A 22,526-nucleotide genomic window follows, 5' to 3' on the forward strand; every position below is an offset into this window, starting at 1 on the left:
GAAATGAAAAAATATATTTATATAGTGATGCTCGTTTTGATGAGCATTACAATCGCGCAGGCACAACGAATGCTGTCCAAACAAAAAGGACTGGAATTGAGTGCAGGAAGTTTTTCGGATGAAAATCCCGGCAGGAACTATAACCTCAATATTGGTATGATCGTAAACGGCAAGAATGGCAATTACCAAATTTGGGCTTTGGAATATTCCCATCAGTATTACAAATACAAAGATCTGCGAATCCCACAGGAAACCTATACAGCCGAAGGCGGTTACAGTTTCTTCCTTTTAGGTGATGCCGATAAAAATATTACCCTGAATGCGGCTATCACTGGGGTTATTGGTTATGAGAGCATTAACAGGGGAGAGGTTTTATTATTTGACGGAGCTAAAATACTCAGTCAGGACAACTTCATCTATGGTGCTGGTGGGAGGCTGTCTATTGAAACATATTTATCCGACCGATTTGTACTGTTATTGCAGGTACGTACAAAAGTTCTGTGGGGCACAGATCAGGAACAGTTCCGACCATCGGCAGGAGCAGGATTAAGATTTAATTTTTAAAACATAAAATCATGATAATATTTTTAAATAAATTTACAGTAGGATTACTGCCCGTACTTGTGGCAGTCCTGTTAAGCTGTATTACTTTGGTATCTTGCAGTAAAGACGAACTGGAAATACAGAATGATTTTCCTTTTGAAGTGAAAATAATGCCAGTACCTTCAGCTATTGCAAAGGGTAGTACAATAGAGATCAGGATTTCAATAGAGCGAAGCGGTAATTATTCAGGCACGCAACACTTTATCCGTTATTTTCAGTTTGAAGGTCAGGGAACTTTAAGGTATTACGATGAAATGGAATACTTCCCAAACGATTTATATCTATTGCAGAAGGAACAGTTCAGACTGTATTACACTTCGAATTCGACCGTTTCCCAATCCTTTGAAGTATGGATTTCGGATAATTTCGGGAACGAAAAACAATTGAGTTTTGAGTTTAACAGCACCGATTAACTATTAGATATTGCCTTAAATATGCATTTAATCACAACCCGAAGCATAGCTTCGGGTTGTTTGGTTTTGCTATATTACTATAAGTTGCTAAAGAGATAATTGCTTAACTTTAGTAACTTAATGCTGATTTGTGATACCCAGTAAATATTTTTAGTAGTAGACTTTAATTCTATTCTTATGAAAAATATTATAGACCGTACCAATAGATTTTATATCGAAATGTCCAGAAAAGTACTCTCTGATAGAGAGTATGATATATTACAAAAGCTTCTGATCGAAAAGAAGACCCTTCAGGAAGTGGGAAGCATTTATGGCGTTACTGGAGAGCGGGTTCGTCAAATTTATGAAAGAACCTATAAAAAAGTAAAGAGCATAGCTCAAATACTTGGTGAAATTGACACCTATAAACACAAATTGCAACAGTTGAAGCAGGATTTTAATTTCGAAATCCAGCAAAAGAAAAAAGAAGATAATAAAAATGAAGTTGATTTGTGTAAAAAGCTGTATGCGAGCCATTTTCCTTTCAGCAAAAGAATGCACAGTCTGTTCGAGGTTTTGGATGTTCATAATATAGGGCAACTCGCTGAGATTCCTTTAAAAGGTTTTGAGTGTTTTAGGGGATTTAAAGTGCAGTGCAAAAAAGAAATGATTGCATTTATAGAATTTGAAAATATCGAGCATCTTTTTGAGGATTTTTCTGTTTGGAAAACACAGCCAATTGGTTCACAATAACAGAAAATTTAATTACATTAATGCGGACTTCTTTCGCTTCTTTTCTTTGTCCGCTTATGTGGAAAGAAAAGAAGTCCTCCAAAAATAAAAAATAGGATACATCATATCCTATCTAAAAAAAACTAACCTGTTTGATAAAATGCAAGGAGAGGCATAGCAAGCGGATGCATTTTGGCAAAGTGGTTGCACCGATTTAACGCAAAAAGACTGCCCCGACCATCGGAAGGGAGTGTCTTTTTGCCGCCCGATTTTCGGGTCAGGCAATTTTTAATGGATGGGAATTGAAATTTTTAAGATTGAGAAAAAATCCCCTGTTTTCTGTCATGCCATAGCGGAATAAGTTCCATAAAAGTGAGCACCCCATCTGTGCCAAAGCAGAATTGATAAACAAATCCTGTTTTTCAAGCGCTTCTGCTAACGAACAGCTTGGCGTGTCGTCCTGCTCTTGGGACTGTATTAATAAATCTCCAAATTCATCGGTCACAAATGGCAGGCTTGCCACAGTTTCGTATTTTTCAGATTTGGGTTGCTTTACAATTCCGATAGTAGACAAAATAACCTGACCTGTATACTGGGTGTTTCCGAAGTCCATCCAATATTTTGGTGCATCCCTTTGGAATCTGTGATTGTTTACAAGATTTAAAATATCCGCAATATCAAAGCGGGATTTTACGCTGTCCACACAAGAAATATAAATAGATGCTTCCGCATTCTTGGGCAATTTTCCTAAATGGCCTTTTTCAAATTTCACAGTTTCCGCTTTCCAATTCGTTCCCATAAAACGGTTTACACGATTTATCAGCGTAACGGATTTGTATAACCCAACCTCGCTCTCTGCAAAACGCTGTCTGCCCAAATTGGCACTCGTTACAATATCATCATCCCACAAGCGAACACATAATCCAGCGTGTCCGAGTTCAATGAGGCTATGGTTCATTTCCATGAGCGCAGTCAATACTTTTGAGCCTGTCCCGCCTGCACCGATTACATTTACGTTAATTGGGTTAGTTGGATTTATAAGATAGTTATCGGTAAAATGTATTTTTGTTTTCTCGGTATTCATCTGAGTAGATTTTTAAGTGTTTTATTATTCTTTTTTAATACTTCTTTAGGAAAAGGTTTTCCTGTTTCGATAAGGTCTTTCCAAAGGTTTACACAATTGCCTTTTACAGGGCTGTTTCTTCCTAATAAATGGCTGAAATAGCTGTTGAAAAAATAGTCTTCCCAAGCAACCATAAATTTCTCTACAGAAGCGGAGTTTTTAATGTTAATATTGACTGTACCCATACACACCCTGCCATCTTCATAGATGTTGAAAAATGGTGCATAATATAAAGGTGTTTTCTCTGTAGGTCTTCGCTCGCTTGCTAGGGCAAACACCGTAAGGCTGTTTTTAGTGGCATACCAAATCATAGGTGGTACACTCGCCATTGCGCTGGGAATGTCCAAACCATCCACAAAATACAGTTGTCGCCTTTGCATCTTAGTGTACCACAAAACTGCACCTTTATCTTCGTTCCGATTGATATGCAGAATGTTTGGCATTAAAATCCCACTTGATTTTAAAAAGGCTTTATCTTTTTCCTTTTCTGTCTGCAATGCCCTTGCCAATTTATTAGCTTCCCTGACGGTCAAGGGATGGGCATTAACAGGACTGCCGTTTTTATCCATGTCAAAATGCTCCACATATACTTCGGTATCTGCTCCTTTGGTTTCATAGAAGACCAAAGCTGATTTAGGATGGTATAATGTTCCAAAACTTGCTGTTATGTCATTTATAGTATTCATTTTCTTGTCGTTTCATAGTTATACAATAGGTTACATATATCATCCAAAAGAGCAAACAACTTATTCTCAAAATCAAGGCTGTTATTTGTTACATCTGCCTGGTCAAAATGTTTGCAAGTGGTAGGTTCTTCCATTGCCCCGTATTCGTTAAATTCATTATTGATGGTCTCGGCAATACTTTCATATAACCATCCTTTTGTTTGAGATATAAAGGAAATATACTTTTCCATGCCAATGGTTTCATATTCTTCGCTTTCATGGTCTTCCTTTTTGGGTGCATTTCGAAAAATGGTTTCATTTGGATATTCTGTATATAAGGCAAATGCATTCTTTGCCATCCTTAAACATTCAAGGTCAAAGCTGTCACAGCGTTTAAAAGAATTGATACGCTGTTCAAACACAGATAAATTGATACGGTTAAAAATCTTTTGTTCCATATAATCGCCAATCCATTCTGCTTTTTCGAACTCAAGTCTGTACATTTCGTTTTCTCGTTCTTCATCGTCCTGCTCCATCCAATCTTTGTGCATTTCGTACATCCAATACAAATAAGTGTCTTCTTGTCTGAAATAGGGAATATCCGCAATATGGTACAGGTAAGAGCAAATAGAAATAAGCAATTGGGCATTTCTATTGCGCTTTTGGTCGTGTAACATCTGATAAAGCGGTTCAATTGGGATATAATACAAGGTTGTACCTGTATTGTATTTTTCCTCGCTGATAAAGTAGGTTTTCTGCTTGTCCTGCACCAAACGTATTTCCTGCCAGTTTAAAACATTTTGCTGTAGTTTTTCTTTTATGTCCCAAATAGCCAATGCTATGTTGTTGGGATATTCAAATTGATTGGTCTGCATTGGCACAATGCCGTAATGAATAGCAAGTTTAGAAAGAGAAGTATAAAAATCTTTCTGCATTTTTACTGTTTTCTGACAAGCCTGTACCGTTTTGGTTTCTTGCAGTTTAGGCAGGAAAGAAGTTCTTAGAAAACCATTGGAAGCATTTGAGCAGGTACTGATTTGCGTTTGTCTTTCTGAACTTCGTTTGCATCTTTGGGTTTTTGCATCCAATTGGCAAATTCGCTGAGTTGTCGGTGTAACTGCCTTTGCTGTTTTTGTTCGGGTGGATTGATTGTTCCCGATATAATATGTTTGTGCATCGTTCATTGTTTTAAAATTAAGTTTAACCTTTCGTTCCCATTACACTTTCAAATCTGTATTCTACCGCATCGTCTTTGATGACAGGTGCAGATATTTTGGCGGTGGTCAAAATAGGGTAGGTGTTGGCATAAAAATTCAATACGGCATCCACGCTCCAACGTGGTTCGGGATCGGTCAGTTTTATGTCCTGTCCTTTATCTTTAAGTATAAATACTCTTGCTAATTGCGTTGCTAATAACATGGTTTTTGAATTTTACGATTATACATTCTGTGCCTGTTCTGCTCCAAAAAGGCTTGGGGCAGAAAACTTGTCGGATAGTTCAGTTTTACGTTTGCGTATCTCGTCAGCCTTTTCGGGAAACTCTGTTATCTCGGGTACTTTCATCCATGCTTCACGATGCTTGCCTTCTTTCTCCAATTCATCCGCTTTTGCTATTGCGTCTTTAAACTTTTTGTCTTTAGTTTCCTGTTCTTTTTTCTGCTTTTCTTCTTTTTCTTTCTCCATTGCCGATTGCTTTTTGGCTTCTTCCAATTGTTTCATAAATGCTTCCATATCCACCATTAAACCTGAAGCAGACTGCAAGGGTGTGGTTATCTGCTCAAAAAAACCATTGTCAAGTTCTTCTGCTGTTCCCCTAAGATTAAGAGGAGGTATGATATTTTTTGCCATATCTCCGCACTCGTTGTTTTGGAGCATAACTGATACAATAAGGTTGTTTTCTACTCCTTTGGATATGGTAAGATGCAAGTCACCTGCAACTCCCAATTGTGCTATCTGATTGAAAAAATTCGTGTTCATCATTGTAAAATTTTAATGGTTGTTTAATTGTTCTTTTTTAAGACTATCTGCGGTCAACAAACGATTCAATTTTCATAGTTACCCTTCTGTTTTCCCAATAGACATACTCACGGGCTTCTTTCTTCGTTCTGAATCTTCTACCGTTTACTTTCCAACGAACCTTTATCCTATAGATAGTCAATGGTTTTCTGAATGCATCAGACGTAATTCCCGTAATTTCTTTCTCCTTTTCAATCTTTGCGACCTTGATATATACTATCTTTTGTTTTACATGGGGATAGTATGTTGAAAGTAATAGTTTATTATTTCGGTCAAAGATTTCAAAACGGACAAAATCTTTGTTATTCAACATAATGTGGAGCAGTTCTGATAAATTGAAATTCCAATTAAGCCCTATATTTTTTACCTCGTATTCCCTGTATGTTATAATACCGATATTCATGGCTTATTGTTTGAATAGGCTACCACCATTTAAGACGGTAGCCTATCGTTATTTAATTAAGATTTAAGATTTCCGAAACGTCTGTTGTAAAGGCAGTACACAATTCAAATGCTTTTTGTGATTTGAGCTGAGCAGTACCGCCCATTACGATACTCTGTAATTTGGCTTCATTATCTTTGTAACTACGTACATTTTGATAATAGCCCGTCACAGCATTGTATGCCCCGAACAAAGTACCTTTTGTGGTGTCCATCTGTTGTGTGTCGCTTGTCATGGCATATGCAAAGGCATCATCAACAATATTTTTGAATACGGTTGATACTTCATCTTCTGCACCTTTTTTAAGCAAATCCAAAGTTTCTTTATTGGGACAAAGTGCCAATTGGATTAGCTTTCTTACTTCTCGGTCTGAAATCTTCACTTTCGCCCACTCATTGAAAATACCCTCTAATTGTGTACTTAGAGTGTCCGCCAATCCCATTATTTTGTGAGCATTTTCGACACGCTGTTTTGCTCCTGAAGTGTGTTTGATACGCACTACATTGGTCATTGAACGAAGCGAAGCATTAAGGGTATTTTGACAGACAATTCTAATGGGGGTAAAAGCGGCTGTAATACTTCCACTGCCATCGTGCGAAGTGGTCAGGAAAATGTATTTCGCTGTTACATCATCGCCATTGCCTACCCTGATATAGTCGGGGAGTTTGGCAGTGATAAATATGCGTTCTCCGTTGCCTAATGCTCCTGCGGTTTCATATAATATGCCGTGACCACCTCCAACAATTGCATCAAAAAAATTGAAAGCCTCACGATTTTGTACGATATGATAGTCTTTACCTACCACGCCTAATACGGCATTATTATCGGTGCGGATATTGGCAAAATAATTTGGAACGTGTAGTTCGCTACTGCCTATCTCACTGCCGTTCACGGTTTCGATGATGCCTGAACATTTGGTGTATAGTGGTGTTTTAGCAACTTCATAGTCTAATCCTGCGTGCTTTATAGCTTCTTCGCTTGTCGGATATTGTTCGACAATATGTCCCAATCCGTGCCATGCTTTTTCCTTTACGCTAAAAAATGAATAACTTCCTGTTTGCTCGTTAAAATTGATATTATGTGCCATGATAAAATGATTTAAAAAGTTTAAAAATTATTTAAATATTTGTGATTAAAATGGGAGGTCGTCTTTTTCCTTGTTACTGCTGTTTCCTGTGGTAGCCTGTACCGTTTGCGATTTTTGACCGCCCCCGTGCAGTTTGATTTGGGAGGTGTTGAAATTCAGTCCTGCGTGAGTTTCTCCGTCACTGCCTGTCCACGCCCTTGCGCTTACCCTGCCTGTCAGTTCTACCACTGCACCTTTTTTGAGTATCTTGGCAACGTTGGGACTTAGCCAGTATGCGCAATCGAAATACGTTGTCTGCTCTATGCGTTCGCCCGCTTTGTTTTTGTAGCTGTCGTTGATGGCTACCGAAAAGTTTACTACTGTTTTGCTGTTCGACACGTTGCGTACCTGCGCATCTGCTGTCAGTCTTCCTGTGATGTTCATAATTCCTACGATTTTTAGTGATTAATTTTTTTGAAATTTTATTCGGCAATGAGAGGAGGTGCTGTTTTGTTTCATCAAATCCATTTTTAATATTTTGCTATTCATTGCTGACATTTTTTTTATTCGTCTAAAGAGCCGGAGTATGCTATGTTTTGTTTCAGGAGCATAAAAAGGTTAGTGTTTAGCAATAGCAAGGTTTTGACAAAAAATACAACCCGGATGGGTGGAGATTTTTTATTAAACCTAAAAGGCCTGGCCTTGCTATTGCGTTAAGGACACGGAAATACCTTTGCTGCTGAAATGAGACAAAAGCATACTGGTTATTGAATTTAATATGAAGTGGAAGCAAGGGAGAATTCAAGGAGAAAGAGTTCAATATGATCAAAGCAATTGCTCCTCTTGAGACTTGAATAGGATATAATATTCTCTGAGATATTTGCTTAATTAATACATGAAAAATTAGTTATGATATCTGGTTTGCAACATATTAGAATAATTTTTATCTTTAGCAATGCGTTATATCTACCTCATACTCTGCTATTTCACAATACGAAGCATTAACACGACGCTAATAAAGATAGTTGTTGATACTGGTAGTGATGTGCAGATTCTGCAATCACACACAGCAACGGAGCTTTACGTAAAAATGAAAGATGTTTATGCTCCGAGCATAAGGACTGTAAGTACTGTAACAGAAATGAGAGAACATTATAGAGCATTGTCAGATTTTGATCAAATACTGAAGAAATTTAGATTAGATAAAAAATGAAAATTTGCGTTTTTCTATATTTCTCGATAGGTCTGCGATGTATTTAAATCTTTCGACTTTATTAGTGCATGTAAATCTGAATATGGTGTTTTTATTAAAATGATTAATTACTAGTTTTTTTGAAATTTTAGTTTTCCAATGCACAGAAACAATGCTTTGTTTCAATTTAGGAAATATTGGATATTCGGTAAAATATCATTGGAATACGCAGCGCAATGGTGCGCAGTTAGGAACAGATTATCTAACCAGAACAGCCTGCGCGACGGCTAATATTTTTGTAAATTAACCTAATGAATCAAAATATTTTTATCAGGATGTTGACTCCACAAGAACCAAATTATCATGAAAAAACAAGTACACGATTACATATCTTAAAAGAGAAACACCACCGGTAAAAGGTTTTTGGTCTCTTACCCTATGATGAATTTTATTTTTCCGCTCCTAATGAAATTAAACGTTATTCTGTTGGAACAAAAAATCAAGATTTAAAATATAATGCTGATGGATCTCTGACCATATACATTCAAAATGAGAACCAGAAGCAGGAAAAGTGAGCAAACTGGCTTCCAGCACCAAAAGGTACTTTCTGCTTATATGCGAGATGTTACTGGCCAGAAGACCATATCCTAAAAGACGAGTGGACACCTCCTGCAGTTATTAAAATTTAATTAAAGACACTAAACTTAAATTATTACCGATATGAAAAAAATATTTATAATCGCTACCGCATTATTAATACTAAATGCGTGTAAAAAAGAGGCTAAGCTTAATGAAGAAAATAAAACAGTAAAAAATGAAAATATCGAAATCTCAGATGGGGATATTGGGGATGCTTACTTATATCTGCTTGGTCGTGCATTAGTACTTCGACAAGAAAATCTTGATTTTGGCAAAGAAGGTTTTAAATGGAACAAACTTATCTACAGAGCTCCAGGCGGTGTAGATTGGGCCAATCCGAATTTAGATGTTGCGTATACAGAAGCCTGGATTGCAGTTGACGAACAAACTTGTGTTATTTTGGAAATCCCGAAAATAACAGGACGTTACTATACCTGGCATATGCTCAATGGTTGGGGAGAAACAATCCTTAATATTAACGAAAGAACATTTGCTCAAAAGCCATACGGGAAATATGCCTTATGTTTAAAGGGCAGTAATCCAAAAATACCGGACGGCGCTTTAAGAATCGACTTGCCTGTTAAAACTTCTCGTGTTTTAGCACGCGTGGAATTAGGAAAAAATATTCAGGAAGCGATCCGAATTCAGCACGAATTTAAATTAACAGAAACAGGTAAACCCAAAATAGATCCGATTTATAAAACAGCACCTTTTACAAATGATAAGCTGCCAGGAGCAGAACTATTTGATGATGCAAATGGAATATTAAACAGCGAGGCTGATATTAATGAAGGTATGGAGCCAATGCAGATAAAAGTTAAACAAGTTGAGGCGCTTGTAAAATCAGGTCAGGATGGAAAAAACAGGGTAGAAAAAATAATCCGCAAAAGAGCAATGGCCGAATTTATGGCTTTGGTGATAAATCCGGGTCCAAAACAAAACGGCTGGTGCCATCCCGAAAATATTGGCAATTACGGATCACATTTCAAAACCCGTACGCTAATTAATCTTGGAGGTATTTGGGCAAACAATCAAAAAGAAGCGACGTATTATACCAGAACCGGCAATGACGGCAGTACAACCTATACCCAGACTTTTCTTAAAAATGAATTGCCTCAATCAAAAGTAAAATACTTTTGGTCGGTAATTTGTGTAGATGCAAAAGAGTTTAAGGTCATTCCAAATTCAATAAAAAGATATTTGTTAAACAATCAGTCGCCGTTAAAGTTTAATACCGACGGTTCGCTTACAATTGTATATAGTTCTAAGAAACCACAAAATTTACCTGAAACCAATTGGATACCAACTCCCGAAGGAAAGAAATACAATCTGACCTTTAGATATTATGGCCCTGCTGCTGATATTATTAACGGAGAATATTTTCCACCTGATTTAATTAAGCAATAATAAGTAATCGAATTACGAGACCCTAATATAGTATATCCTCAGAGTTATAATAGCGGTTTAAGAAACTCCATAATTTTACCAACCAAAGACCTTCTAAATTAATTTAATCTAGGTGGTCTTTTTATTTTAAGGTGCAGCGATAATAAAATCTGATGAGAATACATGTAAGGCATTAATTTTAGGGTTTTAAGATACTTTTTTTAATCAAAGAAAAAAAATCAATTGCTCTGATTCAATTGGGAAGAGCGTACCGATCTTCAATCTCGACAATTTATGCGCCATCGAGTCTGTAGTTTACTGATATGATTGAGGATCTTGGTCAGCTTGACAATAATAGCCAATAGATTCCATGTACTGTCATTTTAGATAAAGACCTCAACAGCTTTAATAAATTAGATAGCTAGTGCAATTCTGCACAGCTTAAATTATTATGGCAATGAACGATTTTGAGATAAAAAAAATACCATATAAAGAAGCTTTTGAGAAAATGAAAAAGGCAGGAATGGATATAACGTACGATGAAGCTGTTTTAATAGTCGACTTCTTACATAATTTAACATCTCTTGTGTTGAAAAAGCATTTTAAATTGCCCTAAAATATTATCTTTGACAATGCTAATAATCAGTATTATAATTTGTTAACTAAAGTTTTGAAGTTATGAAAAGTGCAGTTTTATATATCAGGGTTTCAACAGAAGAGCAAGCCGATAAGGGATATTCCCAGCGCGATCAAGATGAACGCCTGCGGAGGTATTGCGATAATCAGCAGATTCATGTTAGTACGGTTATTTTTGAAGACCATTCTGCTAAAACGTTTAAACGACCAGAATGGCAAAGGCTTCTTGTGGAACTAAAAAAGCGTAAAACAAGACCTGACTATGTACTCTTTACAAAATGGGATAGGTTCAGCAGGAATGCTGGTGATGCCTACCAAATGATAAATATGCTTAATGGACTAGGGGTTGAACCCCAAGCTGTTGAGCAGCCTCTTGATCTGACTGTTCCAGAAAATAAAATGATGCTTGCCATATATCTCGCCGCGCCGGAGGTTGAAAACGATAGACGTGCATTAAATACATTTCACGGTATGCGTCGGGCAAAAAAAGAAGGGAGGGTGTTAGGTATGGCTCCTTTTGGTTATATCAATCGTAGCAAAGAGGACGGTAAAAAATATATCGGACAAAAGGAACCTGAAGCTAGTAATATTAGATGGGCATTTAATGAAATTTCAAAAGGTATATTAGCTGCGGATCAAGTCAGACAAGCTATGAACAAGCGTGGAAAAACGATTAGTAAAAGTGCCTTTCATGTTGCAATGCGTAATCCTGTTTATTGTGGAAAAGTCTTTATCCAAAAATATAAGGATGAGGAAGCGCATTTGGTACAAGGCCAGCACGAACCTATAATTTCTGAAATATTATTTTATAAAGTCCAGGATGTTATGGATGGAAATAAATCTGAGGTACGTCCTAATGCTAAAATAATGTCAGATGATAATCTTCCATTGCGAGGATTTTTAATTTGTCCTGATTGTGGAAGGAATTTAACAGGAAGTGCTTCGAAAGGTTCAAAAGGAGGTTATTTCTATTATTATCATTGTATTTCAAAATGTGGATTTAGAAAAAGTGCGGTTAAGGCAAATAAAATGTTCGAAGATGATTTGGCAAATTATGAATTTCCGATTGCTATAAAAGATATTTTGCACGAAATTGTAATGATCAATTATAAAAGATTTTCTTCTATTTTCGACGATAGACGAAAAGCTATAGCAATTGAGATTGAACGGTATAATCTAAAACTTGGAAAGGCAAGGGATTTACTTTTTACTGAAAAACTTGATGCAGATGATTACAAAGAAGTAAAAGAAGAATGTAGAAAGAGAATTGAAGAGCTGGAAGGAGAACTTGCAATTTATCTGTCAGAAAGAAAAAATCTTAACATTAAACACAGTCTCGATAAGGTACTAGAAACACTTTCTAGGTTATCAACTGTATATAAAGACGGCGATATAGAAACGAAACGATGTGTAGTGAGTTCGATATTTCCAGATAAATTGATTTTTGATGGGAGTACGTATCGAACCCCAAGAGTAAACGTAATTGCGAAGTATATTTCCTTAATTAACAATACTTTGAAGCATAAAAAAAACCGAACAAATGAGTCGTTTTCTCATTTGTCCGGTCTAGTAGCGGGAACAGGACTCGAACCTGTGACCTTCGGGTTATGAGCCCGACGAGCTGCCTACTGCTCTATCCCGCGATGTTTCGGGTGCAAATATACGTCGATTTTTGAGAAAAACAACGAAAACTTTAAAAAATGTTTTATTTTCTGTATTGACTTGATATGACTACCTTTGCAAAATAAATTATTCACAAATGTCACACAAAGCAGGATTCGTAAACATTATTGGAAATCCAAATGTTGGAAAATCAACCTTGATGAACGCCTTCGTTGGAGAACGATTATCAATCATTACATCAAAAGCACAAACTACACGTCATAGGATTTTAGGAATCGTAAACGGAGAAGACTTTCAGTTAGTCTTGTCTGATACTCCCGGAATCATTAAACCGGCGTACGAAATGCAGGAATCAATGATGAACTTCGTAAAATCGGCTTTTGAAGATGCTGACATTTTGGTATATATGGTCGAAATAGGAGAGCAGGACTTAAAAGACGAAGCTTTCTTTAATAAAATCATCCACGCTAAAATTCCGGTTTTGCTATTGTTGAATAAAATTGACAATTCAAATCAAGAACAATTAGAAGAGCAAGTAGCGTTTTGGACAGCAAAAGTGCCAAACGCAGAGATTTTTCCAATTTCGGCTTTGCAGAATTTTAATGTACCGGAAGTTTTTTCAAGAATAATCGAATTACTTCCAGAATCTCCGGCATATTATCCAAAAGATCAATTGACAGACAAACCAGAGCGTTTCTTTGTTAACGAAACTATTCGTGAAAAAATCTTATTGAATTACAGTAAAGAGATTCCGTACGCAGTAGAAATCGTAACAGAAGAATTCTTTGAAGACGATAAAATCATCAGAATCCGTTCGATTATTATGGTTGAACGCGAAACGCAAAAAGGAATTATCATAGGACACAAAGGTGCGGCTTTGAAAAAAGTAGGAACAGATGCACGTGCCGATTTAGAAAAATTCTTCGGAAAACAAATACATATTGAATTGGTTGTAAAGGTGAATAAAAACTGGAGAAGCAATGCCAATATGTTAAAACGATTTGGATATAATCAATAAAGTTTGAATTTGTTTCAAGTTTCAGGTTTCAAGTTCAAACGGGATCCTGAAACCTGAAATTTAAAGCAAAATTTTAAAAAACTTAGGTACTAAGAAACTTAGCGACTTAGCAACTTTTTTTAACTACCTTTGCAAAAAATTAAAATACAGCATTTTAGATCATGATTTCATTAAAACGGAATCTAAAATCTAAAATCTACGATCTTAAATAAAAAGAAATGAATAACATTGTTGCGATAGTAGGAAGACCTAATGTGGGGAAATCAACCCTTTTTAATAGGCTGATACAAAGAAGAGAAGCTATTGTAGATTCGGTTTCTGGAGTTACCAGAGATAGAAACTACGGTAAAAGCGAGTGGAACGGAAAAGAGTTTTCTGTCATTGATACCGGAGGATACGTGCGCGGATCTGATGACGTTTTTGAAGGGGAAATTCGTAAGCAAGTAGAGCTTGCTATCGACGAAGCCGATGTTATTATTTTTGTTGTAGATGTTGAAGAAGGAATTACGCCAATGGATGACGTTGTTGCCCGTTTGCTTCGTAAAGTTACAAAACCTGTTTTACTTGCTGTAAATAAGGTAGATAACGCAATGCGTGAGAAAGATGCAATTGAGTTTTATAATCTTGGTTTAGGTGAATATTTTACTTTTGCAAGTATTTCAGGAAGCGGAACTGGAGATTTATTAGATGCTTTAATCGAATCTTTTCCGGTAAAACCAGAACCAGTTCAGGAAGAAGTTGTTTTACCTCGTTTTGCAGTAGTTGGTCGTCCAAATGCCGGGAAATCAAGTTTTATCAATGCATTAATTGGCCAGGATCGTTTTATGGTGACTGATATTGCAGGAACAACTCGTGATGCAATTGATACCAAATTTGACCGTTTTGGTTTTGAGTTTAACTTAGTCGATACAGCAGGAATTCGTCGTAAAGCAAAAGTAAAAGAAGATTTAGAATTTTATTCTGTAATGCGTTCTGTAAGAGCAATTGAGCATGCAGATATTTGTATATTGGTTATCGATGCAACCCGCGGATTTGAAGGTCAGGATCAGAGTATTTTCTGGCTGGCAGAGAAAAACCGTAAAGGTGTTGTAATCTTAGTAAACAAATGGGATTTGGTAGAAAAAGATACCATGTCTACAAGAGATTACGAAGAGAAAATCAAAAAAGAATTAATGCCTTTTACAGATGTGCCAATTCTTTTCGTTTCCGCTTTAACAAAACAACGTTTGTTGAAAGCATTAGAAGCTACAGTTCAGGTTTTTGAAAACAGAAAACAAAGAATTTCTACTTCAAAATTCAACGAATATATGTTGAAAGTAATCGAAGCTTACCCGCCGCCTGCAACAAAAGGTAAATATGTAAAAATTAAATATTGCATGCAGTTACCAACTTTAACACCTCAGTTTGTGTTTTTTGCTAATATGCCTCAATACGTTAAAGAACCATATAAAAGATATCTTGAAAATAAAATTAGAGAAAATTGGGATTTTTCTGGAGTGCCAATAGATATTTATATCAGAGAGAAATAAGATTGCAAAGCCCCATTTTTGGGGCTTTTTTTATGAATGTAATTATTTTGTAAACAGTTTGCAGTTTTTTTTATGGCATTATATTTGAATAAATGTAAAAACTACAATTAAACCTTTTGCGTTTTTTGTAGTCTAACTATTCTAACTAACCAATTTATGACCAAATTTCATTATTTTTTACTGTTTATACTTTTTGCTTATACGGCAAATGCCCAAAACGACATTACTGTTAAGGGAACCGTGGTTGATATTAATACACAATTGCCATTAGAACAGGCAACGGTTTATTTTACAACTGTTAAAGATTCCACGATTATTGAATATGCTACAACCGACAAAAACGGTGATTTTAGAATCAATATGAGAAAATATGATAAACCTGTTTTTATGAAGGTAAATCATCTGGGATATCAAGTTTATTACGAAGAACAAAAAGCGCTTATAGAAAACAAAGATTTCGGAAAAGTATATTTGCTGGAAACTGTAAATGCTTTGAATGAAGTTGTTATAAAAACCGAAGCAGCGCCAATTACGATTAAAAAAGATACGCTGGAATTTAATGCAGCTTCCTATAAAGTACGTCCAGATTCTAATGTAGAAACACTGCTGAAACAATTACCCGGTGTAGAGGTAGATAATAATACCGGAAAAGTCACGGTAAATGGAAGGGAAGTAACGCAGTTTTTAGTAAACGGAAGAACTTTTTTTGATAAAGACGGCGCCATAGCCTTAAAAAACCTGCCGGCAGACATCATCAAAAAAATTCAGGTTTCTGATTTTAAAACCAAAAAAGAAGAACTTTCTAAACAAGAATCAACTTCAGATTATTCGAGTATCAATATTACGATTGATGAAAAGAAAAATAAAGGTTTCTTTGGAAAAATTATCGGAGGATACGGTTCTGATGAACGTTATGAAAGCAGTGCAATTTTGAATTTCTTCAAAAACAAACAAAAAATAAGCGTTCTGGCTTCTTCCAATAATATTAACTCAACCGGTTTTTCTCAAGATGAGGTTTTTGATAATATGGGAGGCGGAAGAAACAGCAAAGGAAATTCGCAGGGTTCTGTAAGCGGGAAAGGAATTACGCAGTCTAATCTTGTCGGAATCAATTATTCTGACGACTGGACAAAGGATCTGGAATTTATGAGCAGTTATAATTTTACCAATTCGATTAACAAAAACGAAAGTAAATCCAGCCAGACTAATTTTCTTCCAACAGGAAATATCCTGACGGATTCTGACTCTAAATCAAGAAATGAAAATACAGGTAATAAGGTAAATTTTGAAGTAGAGTATAAAATCAATCCGACGATGAATCTTGTTGTTTCTCCAAAATTAAACGAATCGAGATCAAATTCTAATTCCTCTTCTTCTACATCTTCTGAAGATCAAAACGGACAGGCTTTAAACGAAAGTACATCACAATCGTCAGGCGAAAATTCAAGTACTAATTTTTCAAACAGCATTAATTTTAATAAAGCTTTTGAAAAACAGGCTCGTAATTTTAGTTTGGTTTTCACCAATAATAATACAAGAAGCGATGCCAACTCGTTTAATCTTTCTGAGACCATTTTTTATCAGGATAATAAACCAAACGACGAAAGAAACCAGAATACTAAAAACAGATCTGAGTCTGATTCTTACTCTCTTGATCTGGAATATACAGAACCTATAACCGATTCTTTACGAGTGCGATTTGGTTCAGATTTTGACTGGGCAAATTCCTTAAATGATGAAAAAGCATTTAATTATAATGCTGCGACAGATTCGTATTCAGATCTAAATCAATCGTTGTCAAACTATACCACTTCAAAACAAAACGCAATCACGCCAAAAGTCGGGATTACACTTCAGAAAAATAAATTTACCGTTAATCTTAATTCTAAAACGTCTATTATTGATTACGATAACCATTCTTTGTATCTGAATAATGTTACTGATTTAAATAAAAGATACGCCTTACCTTTTGGAAGCGCGCAAGTTCGATATAGATTCAGCCGATCGAAAAACCTGACTTTCAAGTACGATTATTCAAACGCACTTCCAACTTCAGAGCAATTAATGCCGGTTTTAGATTTAACAAATCCGCTGAATACCGTAATTGGTAATCCAGATTTGAATCCGATAGAAAAAAACAGCGCTAGTATAGATTTTAAAAATTTCGATTTCCGTACACGTTCCGGATATAGTTTATTTGTAAAAGGAGATTATTATAATAATGATGTTGTTTCCACTTCAATTTACGATGAAAGCGGAAAAAGAACCACTACATATGCTAATATATCAGGAACTTACATCGCTTCTGTTGGTGCCAATTGGAATCAATCGATCAAAAAAGATGCGCATGTCCTGCGTTATGGTTTAGGAATCAGCGGTAGTTATTCTTTTGATAAAGGATACACAAATGCGCAAATTTACAACGCTAAAACAACATCGGTTACACCAAAAGTGTATCTAACTTATGAGTACGGACAATTGCTTGTAATTTCGCCATCGTACAGTTTATCTTATAATCAGGCAAATTATGAGAACTATTCTAGAGATGCGAGTTCAAATGTGGTGCATAAAATCAACCTTCAGACGACAACATATTGGCCGGAAAATCTGATTTTTGGAAATGATTTTGGATACAATTACAATTCTAATATTTCTGGCGATTTCAAAAAAGATTTTTATTTATGGAATACGAGTTTGTCTTATGGTTTTTTTGATAAAAAGATTTATGCTAAAGTAAAAGTGTATGATATTTTAAATCAAAACCAAAGTGCTACAAGAACCATTTCGGCAACATCTATTAGAGATGAAGAAAATACAGTTTTAAAACGCTACATCATGTTTTCATTATCTTATAAAGTTGGAAATTTTGCGTCAAGTGAAAAGAAAAACAGAGGAAGACAAAGAGGAGGCGGTTTCTAGATTTTCTTTAGCCACAGATAAAAGGATTAAAAATAATTTTTAAACTCAAAGTATATAAATGAAGAGATTTATATACTTTGAGTTTATTTTTTTACCACAGATTAAATGATTTAAAAAGATTTTTTAGATAAAAATAGTAGTAATTAATCCGTTTAATCTGTGAAATCAGTGGCAAAAAAAAGCTCACTAATTTGGAATTTAGAATTTAAAGTTTGGAATTTTTAAATTGGCGATCAATACGATGATAAATAGTAAATCTGATAATATCACGATCGTAAAAATCAACACCGCTGGCGCGACGCTGGAAGTTTTTAAGGTAACCTAATTCTAGTCCAATATTTGGATTAAAATGGTAACGCAAAGCAAAATACAATCGGTTTTGGTCGAAGGTGTTTTTTTTGTTGTCTTTCCCAAAATTGAACATAACTTCGTCTGAAATAGTACCTTTTATACTTTGTTTATCTTTTTCCCAAAGTGTAAACATCGATTGTAAACGGTATCTAAATCTCCATGCGAAAGAAAATTCATCTAACAATTCTTCTTTTGTAAACTTCTCAATAAAACGTTCTTCAAGCTGAAAACGATTGTGGAAGGTAATTTTAGCAACCTCATTTATAAGCGTAACATCTTGCTGCGCACGATATTCGGGAATACAAAATTCTGGATCAACATCTGGATTTTGAGTATTGACATTAAAATAAGCAAAACCGCCGCCTAAATCTACAAGCTTAGTTGCTCTATAACGGCCTTGTACACGTACAACAAATAAATTTTCGTGAACAGGATTCAGAAAACTTCGATTATCAAATTCAGAATGCAAAGCCCATTTTTCGGTTAAAGGAAAAATATTGTAATAGCGAATCCAGGTTAGGGTTTGCTTGTCTGTATTTTTCTGAGCTTGAGCCGATAAAAAAGGACTTATTAGGCCTAAAAAAAGCAATAATCGGAGAATTTTCATTTATTGTATATAAATTCAGGACGCGAATATATACAAATCAGAAAGTATTTTTAGAAAGAAGCATTCATTTTTAAATTCGGTTTAAATGCTATTTTGTGATTTCGTTTAAATTAGAATATAAAAAAAACGAGATACGCTGTAGATTACGTATCTCGTTTAATTGACTAACTATATATTAATTTATTTATTATAATGAATATTTTAAAGTAACACCATAAGTTCTCTGATCTCCTAATACACCAGCATATTGTCCGGTATTTCCACCAGCAGGCAATAATTGCTCATAATAATCTTTGTTGAAAAGGTTACGTCCCCAGAAATGAATTGACAAACCTTGAGAAGCGCGGAAACCTAAACGAGCATTAAAAATTGCATAACCTTGTACTACTAAATATTTTGAAGCAGAAGGGCTAGAAGAAAATTCAGAACGAGCATAAGAATCAACCGCTACGAAAACTTTACCAGCATTTCCAAAGAATTTAGCTCTGTCAGAAAGTTCACCTCCAAGAGATCCTGCCCATTTAGAAGCACCAGGTAAATCAGTTCCAGAAACATCTTTAAACGCTACAGGAGCTCCGGTTTCTTCTAATGGAAGCGGTGCATTTGTAAATTTTACATATTTACCGTCTGTATAAGTTGCAGCACCATTGATAGTTAAATGCTCGCTAAAAACAAAACTTGCATCAAGTTCTGCACCTCTTACACGTACTTTATCCGCATTTGCAAGATAGCCACGGTTTACACCCAATTCTGCAGCCTGAACATTCGTTTGAAAATCTTTAATATCTGTATTAAAGAAAGTCAGGTTTAATATAGAGTTTTTAAAAGGAGAAGTTTTTACACCAACCTCATAATGATTTACTTTTTCTGGTTTAATAACCGCAAGATCTAATAATGGCTCACCCGCTGAATTTGTTGGAAGTCCGGCAACGTTTACACCAACTGGTTTATAACTTTTTGCATAAGTTGCATAAGCATTGATTCTGTCTGAAGCTTTATAAGAAACAGTAATATTTCCAGAAAAGTCAGTATTATCAGTATTCGAATTAAAAGCCTGATCTGAATACACTAATTTTTTCAAGGCCAATAATGCAGGATCTGTTGTCTGAAGACCTCCGTAAGTAGTACGGCTGTAATCTGCATCTTTCTTATCGTAATTGTATCTTAAACCAGGCAACACGTGTAAACGATCTGTAATAGCCCAGTCTAACTGTCCAAATACTGCAGCACTAGAAGCTCTGATACGCGCATCAGTTTTAATTCCGTATCCTTCAAAAAGACCGGGAGTTTTCCATAAATTGCTTGTTGTACTTTGAGAAAATCTCCATTGTGCATTACCAGATTCTTCTGTACCATCCGTTTTAGATGTTTGGTCGATAAAAAATACACCCACAACACCACTTAATTTAGAAGAAAGTTGTCCGGCATAACGAAGTTCCTGCGTTATTTGTGTTTGTCTCGTTGGATTTTGAGATTTTGCAAGAACTTGTAACCCTGTAAAATCCCTGTCATTTGATGGATCCCAGTTCCAAAAACGCCAAGCTGTAGTCGAAGTTAAAGTTCCGCCTCCAATTTTTGTATCGATATTAAGAGAAACTCCTCCTAAATCTTGGTTTGAACGCCAAGGCGTGTCCTGATCAATTTTACGATCAAAAGCATTTTGACTTGGTAACTGATAGTTTAAATCGGCAATAATATTGTTAAACTGACGGTAAGCTGCTCTTTGAGTAGGAGCTACACCCGCTACAACTTGTGCATATCCGTCAGGACGTTGCGTTGTTATATCTGCAGCAAATATAATATTAGTATTTTCTGTTGGAGTATAAAGCAACTGACCTCTAATTCCTTGATTGTTTAATGTATTTGTAGATCTTCCTGTTGCAACATTGTCAATTAAACCATCACGAGAAGTTCCTGAAAAAGATAAACGACCTGCTAATTTTTTACTCAATGCCCCAGTAACAGAAGCTTTAGCTTGTAAAAAGGAATAATTTCCGTAACTCACTTCAAAGTCTGCACCAGAAGTAAAACTTGGTTTACGAGTCGTAATGTTAAAAGCTCCAGAAGTTGTGTTTTTACCAAACAATGAACCTTGTGGCCCACGTAAAACCTCAATTTGTTCTACATCGATAAAATCTAGAGTTGTTGCAGCCGGACGTGCATAATAAACACCGTCAACATAAAAACCAACACCAGGATCAATACCATCATTAGTAAGACCAAAAGGAGAACCTAAACTACGAATGTTAATTCCTGTATTTCTAGGGTTTGAAGAATAAAGCTGTACAGAAGGCACTAATTCTTTAATACGGTTCACATTAAAAGCTCCGGTTTGCTCTGCTTGTTTTCCTGTTACAACAGAAACTGCAATAGGCACATCCTGAACTTTTTCTATTCTACGTCTGGAAGAAACTACAACTTCTACAAGTTCATTTTCTTCATTTAATAATATGTTTAGAGCGGGAGCAGGTAAAGTAGTAACTTCTATCTCTGCAGTTTTGTATCCTACGTATTGAACTAAAAGTGTTACAGGAAGTTTTCCTCTGGTATCAATACTGAATTTTCCGCTTTGATCTGTAATAGTGCTTGAAGTAGTTCCTTTTATAACAACATTAACGGCTTCTAAAGGTACGTTTGCTGTTGTTGTAACAACGCCTTCAACGTTTTGTGCAAATGAGATTGATAAAGTTAAAAAGGCAAGTATTGTAAATATATTTTTTATAGATGTTTTCATTTTTATATTAATTATATGTGATTAGTAGAATTTAAATTAAAATTTTTTTTACCAACACATACACATCATAAACGAAACATTTTTCACTGCTGTGAAATTATTATTGTGGTTTTTTTGCAAAAGATTTGTTACACCTGATTGACTAGAATGTACTTTCATGAGTTAAAATTTTGTAAATGATTAGTTATTTATTTTTGGCAAATATATATATAAATTCTATCGATTTACTAGGAATTAGAAAATATTTTTTTATTTATTTACTAATGAAGCTATTGTGATGCCCTGCATTGCTTTTAAAGTTTCATCTCTAATAAGCATTAAACCGTGACGCAGACTGCATTCAGACTCGGTTTTACAATCTGCACAAGGCTCATAAAAATTTAAAGAAGCACAAGGTAAAAGCGCAATTGCACCATCAAATAAACGGTGAATTTCGGCCAAAGTAATGTCGTGTTTTGATTTTATCAGATAATAACCGCCAAATTTTCCCTGCTTACTGCTCACAAAACGGCCGCGTTTTAGATCTAATAAAATCTGTTCTAAAAACTTTTTAGGTATGTTGGCGCCATCAGCAATTTCTATCGTTCTAGAAATGTGATTTTCGTCTTGTTCTGCTAAATAAAGTAAGGCCTTAAGGGCGTATTTTGCTTTATGTGATAACATCTATTTTAGTTATGAATTATAAGTTGTTAATTATAAATTATGAATTGTCCTTCGACTACGCTCAGGATGACATTTTATTATTAGTCGAGTTCTCGTTTGTCAGGCTGAGCGAAGTCGAAGCCCCGCACAGTGAAACCTGAAACCTGAAACCTGAAACCTGAAACCTGAAACCTGAAACCTGAAACCTGAA

The 22,526-nt window shown here is 35.5% G+C and carries 20 protein-coding genes, 1 tRNA gene and 1 pseudogene; 10 read left to right on the plus strand and 12 right to left on the minus strand.

The window, feature by feature from the left end:
* The first annotated feature begins 3 nt into the window (after positions 1-3).
* The 3 genes from EV144_RS21195 (at position 4) to EV144_RS21205 (ending at position 1,748) form a co-directional block, all read left to right on the plus strand.
* Positions 4-564: a conjugal transfer protein TraO gene (locus tag EV144_RS21195; RefSeq protein ID WP_134151138.1), complete on the plus strand. Its 561-nt coding sequence runs from the start codon at positions 4-6 to the stop codon at positions 562-564.
* Positions 565-575: 11 nt separating this feature from the next.
* Positions 576-1,016, plus strand: a complete 441-nt coding sequence (locus EV144_RS21200; protein WP_134151139.1) for a DUF3872 domain-containing protein — start codon at positions 576-578, stop codon at positions 1,014-1,016.
* Positions 1,017-1,193: 177 nt separating this feature from the next.
* Entirely contained in the window at positions 1,194-1,748 is a 555-nt protein-coding gene (locus EV144_RS21205; RefSeq protein ID WP_134151140.1) for a sigma factor-like helix-turn-helix DNA-binding protein, read from the plus strand.
* A gap of 256 nt (positions 1,749-2,004) precedes the next feature.
* On the opposite strand, the gene EV144_RS21210 is transcribed toward EV144_RS21205, so the two are convergent.
* From EV144_RS21210 to EV144_RS21245, 8 genes are read right to left on the minus strand one after another with little or no spacing between them, the layout of a single operon-like run.
* Complete coding sequence (locus EV144_RS21210; protein ID WP_134151141.1) at positions 2,005-2,811, minus strand: PRTRC system ThiF family protein; 807 nt, start codon at positions 2,809-2,811, stop codon at positions 2,005-2,007.
* On the minus strand, positions 2,808-3,536 hold the full coding sequence (locus tag EV144_RS21215; RefSeq protein ID WP_134151142.1) for a PRTRC system protein B: 729 nt from the start codon (positions 3,534-3,536) through the stop codon (positions 2,808-2,810). The genes EV144_RS21210 and EV144_RS21215 overlap by 4 nt, the downstream gene beginning before the upstream one ends.
* A complete protein-coding gene (locus tag EV144_RS21220; RefSeq protein ID WP_134151143.1) occupies positions 3,533-4,699 on the minus strand; it encodes a hypothetical protein in 1,167 nt (388 codons plus the stop codon). Before EV144_RS21220 ends, EV144_RS21215 begins: the two co-directional genes overlap by 4 nt.
* A 16-nt stretch (positions 4,700-4,715) precedes the next feature.
* Positions 4,716-4,934, minus strand: coding sequence for a PRTRC system protein C (locus EV144_RS21225; RefSeq protein ID WP_134151144.1), 219 nt, complete (start codon positions 4,932-4,934; stop codon positions 4,716-4,718).
* 18 nt (positions 4,935-4,952) lie between these two features.
* Positions 4,953-5,492: a PRTRC system protein E gene (locus EV144_RS21230; RefSeq protein WP_134151161.1), complete on the minus strand. Its 540-nt coding sequence runs from the start codon at positions 5,490-5,492 to the stop codon at positions 4,953-4,955.
* 43 nt (positions 5,493-5,535) lie between these two features.
* Entirely contained in the window at positions 5,536-5,934 is a 399-nt protein-coding gene (locus tag EV144_RS21235; RefSeq protein WP_134151145.1) for a hypothetical protein, read from the minus strand.
* 52 nt (positions 5,935-5,986) lie between these two features.
* Positions 5,987-7,060, minus strand: a complete 1,074-nt coding sequence (locus tag EV144_RS21240) for a DUF932 domain-containing protein (RefSeq protein ID WP_134151146.1) — start codon at positions 7,058-7,060, stop codon at positions 5,987-5,989.
* Between the two features lie 45 nt (positions 7,061-7,105).
* Positions 7,106-7,483, minus strand: coding sequence for a single-stranded DNA-binding protein (locus EV144_RS21245; RefSeq protein ID WP_134151147.1), 378 nt, complete (start codon positions 7,481-7,483; stop codon positions 7,106-7,108).
* A 920-nt stretch (positions 7,484-8,403) separates the two neighbouring features.
* Between EV144_RS21245 and EV144_RS24425 the strand changes: the two genes are divergently transcribed.
* From EV144_RS24425 to EV144_RS21260, 4 genes and pseudogenes are all read left to right on the plus strand, one after another.
* Positions 8,404-8,538 (plus strand): hypothetical protein, encoded by a 135-nt coding sequence (locus EV144_RS24425; protein ID WP_262712242.1) that lies wholly within the window; start codon positions 8,404-8,406, stop codon positions 8,536-8,538.
* Positions 8,539-8,680: 142 nt separating this feature from the next.
* A pseudogene (locus EV144_RS24475) lies at positions 8,681-8,806 on the plus strand (DUF1214 domain-containing protein); the annotation flags it as partial.
* A 145-nt stretch (positions 8,807-8,951) separates the two neighbouring features.
* Complete coding sequence (locus EV144_RS21255; protein ID WP_134151148.1) at positions 8,952-10,277, plus strand: DUF1214 domain-containing protein; 1,326 nt, start codon at positions 8,952-8,954, stop codon at positions 10,275-10,277.
* Between the two features lie 657 nt (positions 10,278-10,934).
* Positions 10,935-12,503 carry a recombinase family protein gene (locus EV144_RS21260; RefSeq protein ID WP_134151163.1) on the plus strand — a complete coding sequence of 523 codons (1,569 nt, stop codon included), beginning with the start codon at positions 10,935-10,937 and terminating at the stop codon, positions 12,501-12,503.
* Here EV144_RS21260 and EV144_RS21265 read toward each other — a convergent pair.
* Positions 12,463-12,535: transfer RNA gene (locus EV144_RS21265), tRNA-Met, on the minus strand. The two genes, EV144_RS21260 and EV144_RS21265, sit on opposite strands and share 41 nt — an antisense overlap.
* Before the next feature lie 116 nt (positions 12,536-12,651).
* Between EV144_RS21265 and era the strand changes: the two genes are divergently transcribed.
* The 3 genes from era to EV144_RS21280 all read left to right on the plus strand — a co-directional run bounded on the left by era (position 12,652) and on the right by EV144_RS21280 (position 17,981).
* Positions 12,652-13,533, plus strand: a complete 882-nt coding sequence (gene era, locus EV144_RS21270; protein WP_134151149.1) for a GTPase Era — start codon at positions 12,652-12,654, stop codon at positions 13,531-13,533.
* A 218-nt stretch (positions 13,534-13,751) separates the two neighbouring features.
* Positions 13,752-15,062: a ribosome biogenesis GTPase Der gene (der, locus tag EV144_RS21275; protein ID WP_134151150.1), complete on the plus strand. Its 1,311-nt coding sequence runs from the start codon at positions 13,752-13,754 to the stop codon at positions 15,060-15,062.
* Between the two features lie 156 nt (positions 15,063-15,218).
* Positions 15,219-17,981: an outer membrane beta-barrel protein gene (locus tag EV144_RS21280; protein WP_134151151.1), complete on the plus strand. Its 2,763-nt coding sequence runs from the start codon at positions 15,219-15,221 to the stop codon at positions 17,979-17,981.
* A gap of 205 nt (positions 17,982-18,186) precedes the next feature.
* Here the strand turns inward: EV144_RS21280 and EV144_RS21285 are convergent, their stop codons facing one another.
* The 3 genes from EV144_RS21285 to EV144_RS21295 all read right to left on the minus strand — a co-directional run bounded on the left by EV144_RS21285 (position 18,187) and on the right by EV144_RS21295 (position 22,336).
* A complete protein-coding gene (locus tag EV144_RS21285) occupies positions 18,187-18,939 on the minus strand; it encodes a DUF2490 domain-containing protein (protein WP_134151152.1) in 753 nt (250 codons plus the stop codon).
* Positions 18,940-19,126: 187 nt separating this feature from the next.
* Positions 19,127-21,673, minus strand: a complete 2,547-nt coding sequence (locus EV144_RS21290; RefSeq protein WP_134151153.1) for a TonB-dependent receptor — start codon at positions 21,671-21,673, stop codon at positions 19,127-19,129.
* A gap of 249 nt (positions 21,674-21,922) precedes the next feature.
* On the minus strand, positions 21,923-22,336 hold the full coding sequence (locus EV144_RS21295; RefSeq protein WP_134151154.1) for an RrF2 family transcriptional regulator: 414 nt from the start codon (positions 22,334-22,336) through the stop codon (positions 21,923-21,925).
* Between the last annotated feature and the right edge of the window lie 190 nt (positions 22,337-22,526).

The sequence above is a fragment of the Flavobacterium sp. 270 genome (assembly GCF_004368785.1).
In the GTDB taxonomy this organism is placed as follows: domain Bacteria; phylum Bacteroidota; class Bacteroidia; order Flavobacteriales; family Flavobacteriaceae; genus Flavobacterium.

Bases quoted from the DNA above. Each gene is read 5' to 3' on its own strand.
- EV144_RS21200 (WP_134151139.1), top strand. From the start codon at position 576: ATGATAATATTTTTAAATAAATTTACAGTAGGATTACTGCCCGTACTT.
- EV144_RS21240 (WP_134151146.1), bottom strand. From the start codon at position 7,060: ATGGCACATAATATCAATTTTAACGAGCAAACAGGAAGTTATTCATTT.
- EV144_RS21235 (WP_134151145.1), bottom strand. From the start codon at position 5,934: ATGAATATCGGTATTATAACATACAGGGAATACGAGGTAAAAAATATA.
- EV144_RS21205 (WP_134151140.1), top strand. From the start codon at position 1,194: ATGAAAAATATTATAGACCGTACCAATAGATTTTATATCGAAATGTCC.
- EV144_RS21230 (WP_134151161.1), bottom strand. From the start codon at position 5,492: ATGAACACGAATTTTTTCAATCAGATAGCACAATTGGGAGTTGCAGGT.
- EV144_RS21255 (WP_134151148.1), top strand. From the start codon at position 8,952: ATGAAAAAAATATTTATAATCGCTACCGCATTATTAATACTAAATGCG.
- EV144_RS21220 (WP_134151143.1), bottom strand. From the start codon at position 4,699: ATGAACGATGCACAAACATATTATATCGGGAACAATCAATCCACCCGA.
- EV144_RS24425 (WP_262712242.1), top strand. From the start codon at position 8,404: ATGCTTTGTTTCAATTTAGGAAATATTGGATATTCGGTAAAATATCAT.
- der (WP_134151150.1), top strand. From the start codon at position 13,752: ATGAATAACATTGTTGCGATAGTAGGAAGACCTAATGTGGGGAAATCA.
- EV144_RS21295 (WP_134151154.1), bottom strand. From the start codon at position 22,336: ATGTTATCACATAAAGCAAAATACGCCCTTAAGGCCTTACTTTATTTA.
- EV144_RS21245 (WP_134151147.1), bottom strand. From the start codon at position 7,483: ATGAACATCACAGGAAGACTGACAGCAGATGCGCAGGTACGCAACGTG.
- era (WP_134151149.1), top strand. From the start codon at position 12,652: ATGTCACACAAAGCAGGATTCGTAAACATTATTGGAAATCCAAATGTT.
- EV144_RS21225 (WP_134151144.1), bottom strand. From the start codon at position 4,934: ATGTTATTAGCAACGCAATTAGCAAGAGTATTTATACTTAAAGATAAA.
- EV144_RS21215 (WP_134151142.1), bottom strand. From the start codon at position 3,536: ATGAATACTATAAATGACATAACAGCAAGTTTTGGAACATTATACCAT.
- EV144_RS21260 (WP_134151163.1), top strand. From the start codon at position 10,935: ATGAAAAGTGCAGTTTTATATATCAGGGTTTCAACAGAAGAGCAAGCC.
- EV144_RS21280 (WP_134151151.1), top strand. From the start codon at position 15,219: ATGACCAAATTTCATTATTTTTTACTGTTTATACTTTTTGCTTATACG.
- EV144_RS21285 (WP_134151152.1), bottom strand. From the start codon at position 18,939: ATGAAAATTCTCCGATTATTGCTTTTTTTAGGCCTAATAAGTCCTTTT.
- EV144_RS21210 (WP_134151141.1), bottom strand. From the start codon at position 2,811: ATGAATACCGAGAAAACAAAAATACATTTTACCGATAACTATCTTATA.
- EV144_RS21290 (WP_134151153.1), bottom strand. From the start codon at position 21,673: ATGAAAACATCTATAAAAAATATATTTACAATACTTGCCTTTTTAACT.
- EV144_RS21195 (WP_134151138.1), top strand. From the start codon at position 4: ATGAAAAAATATATTTATATAGTGATGCTCGTTTTGATGAGCATTACA.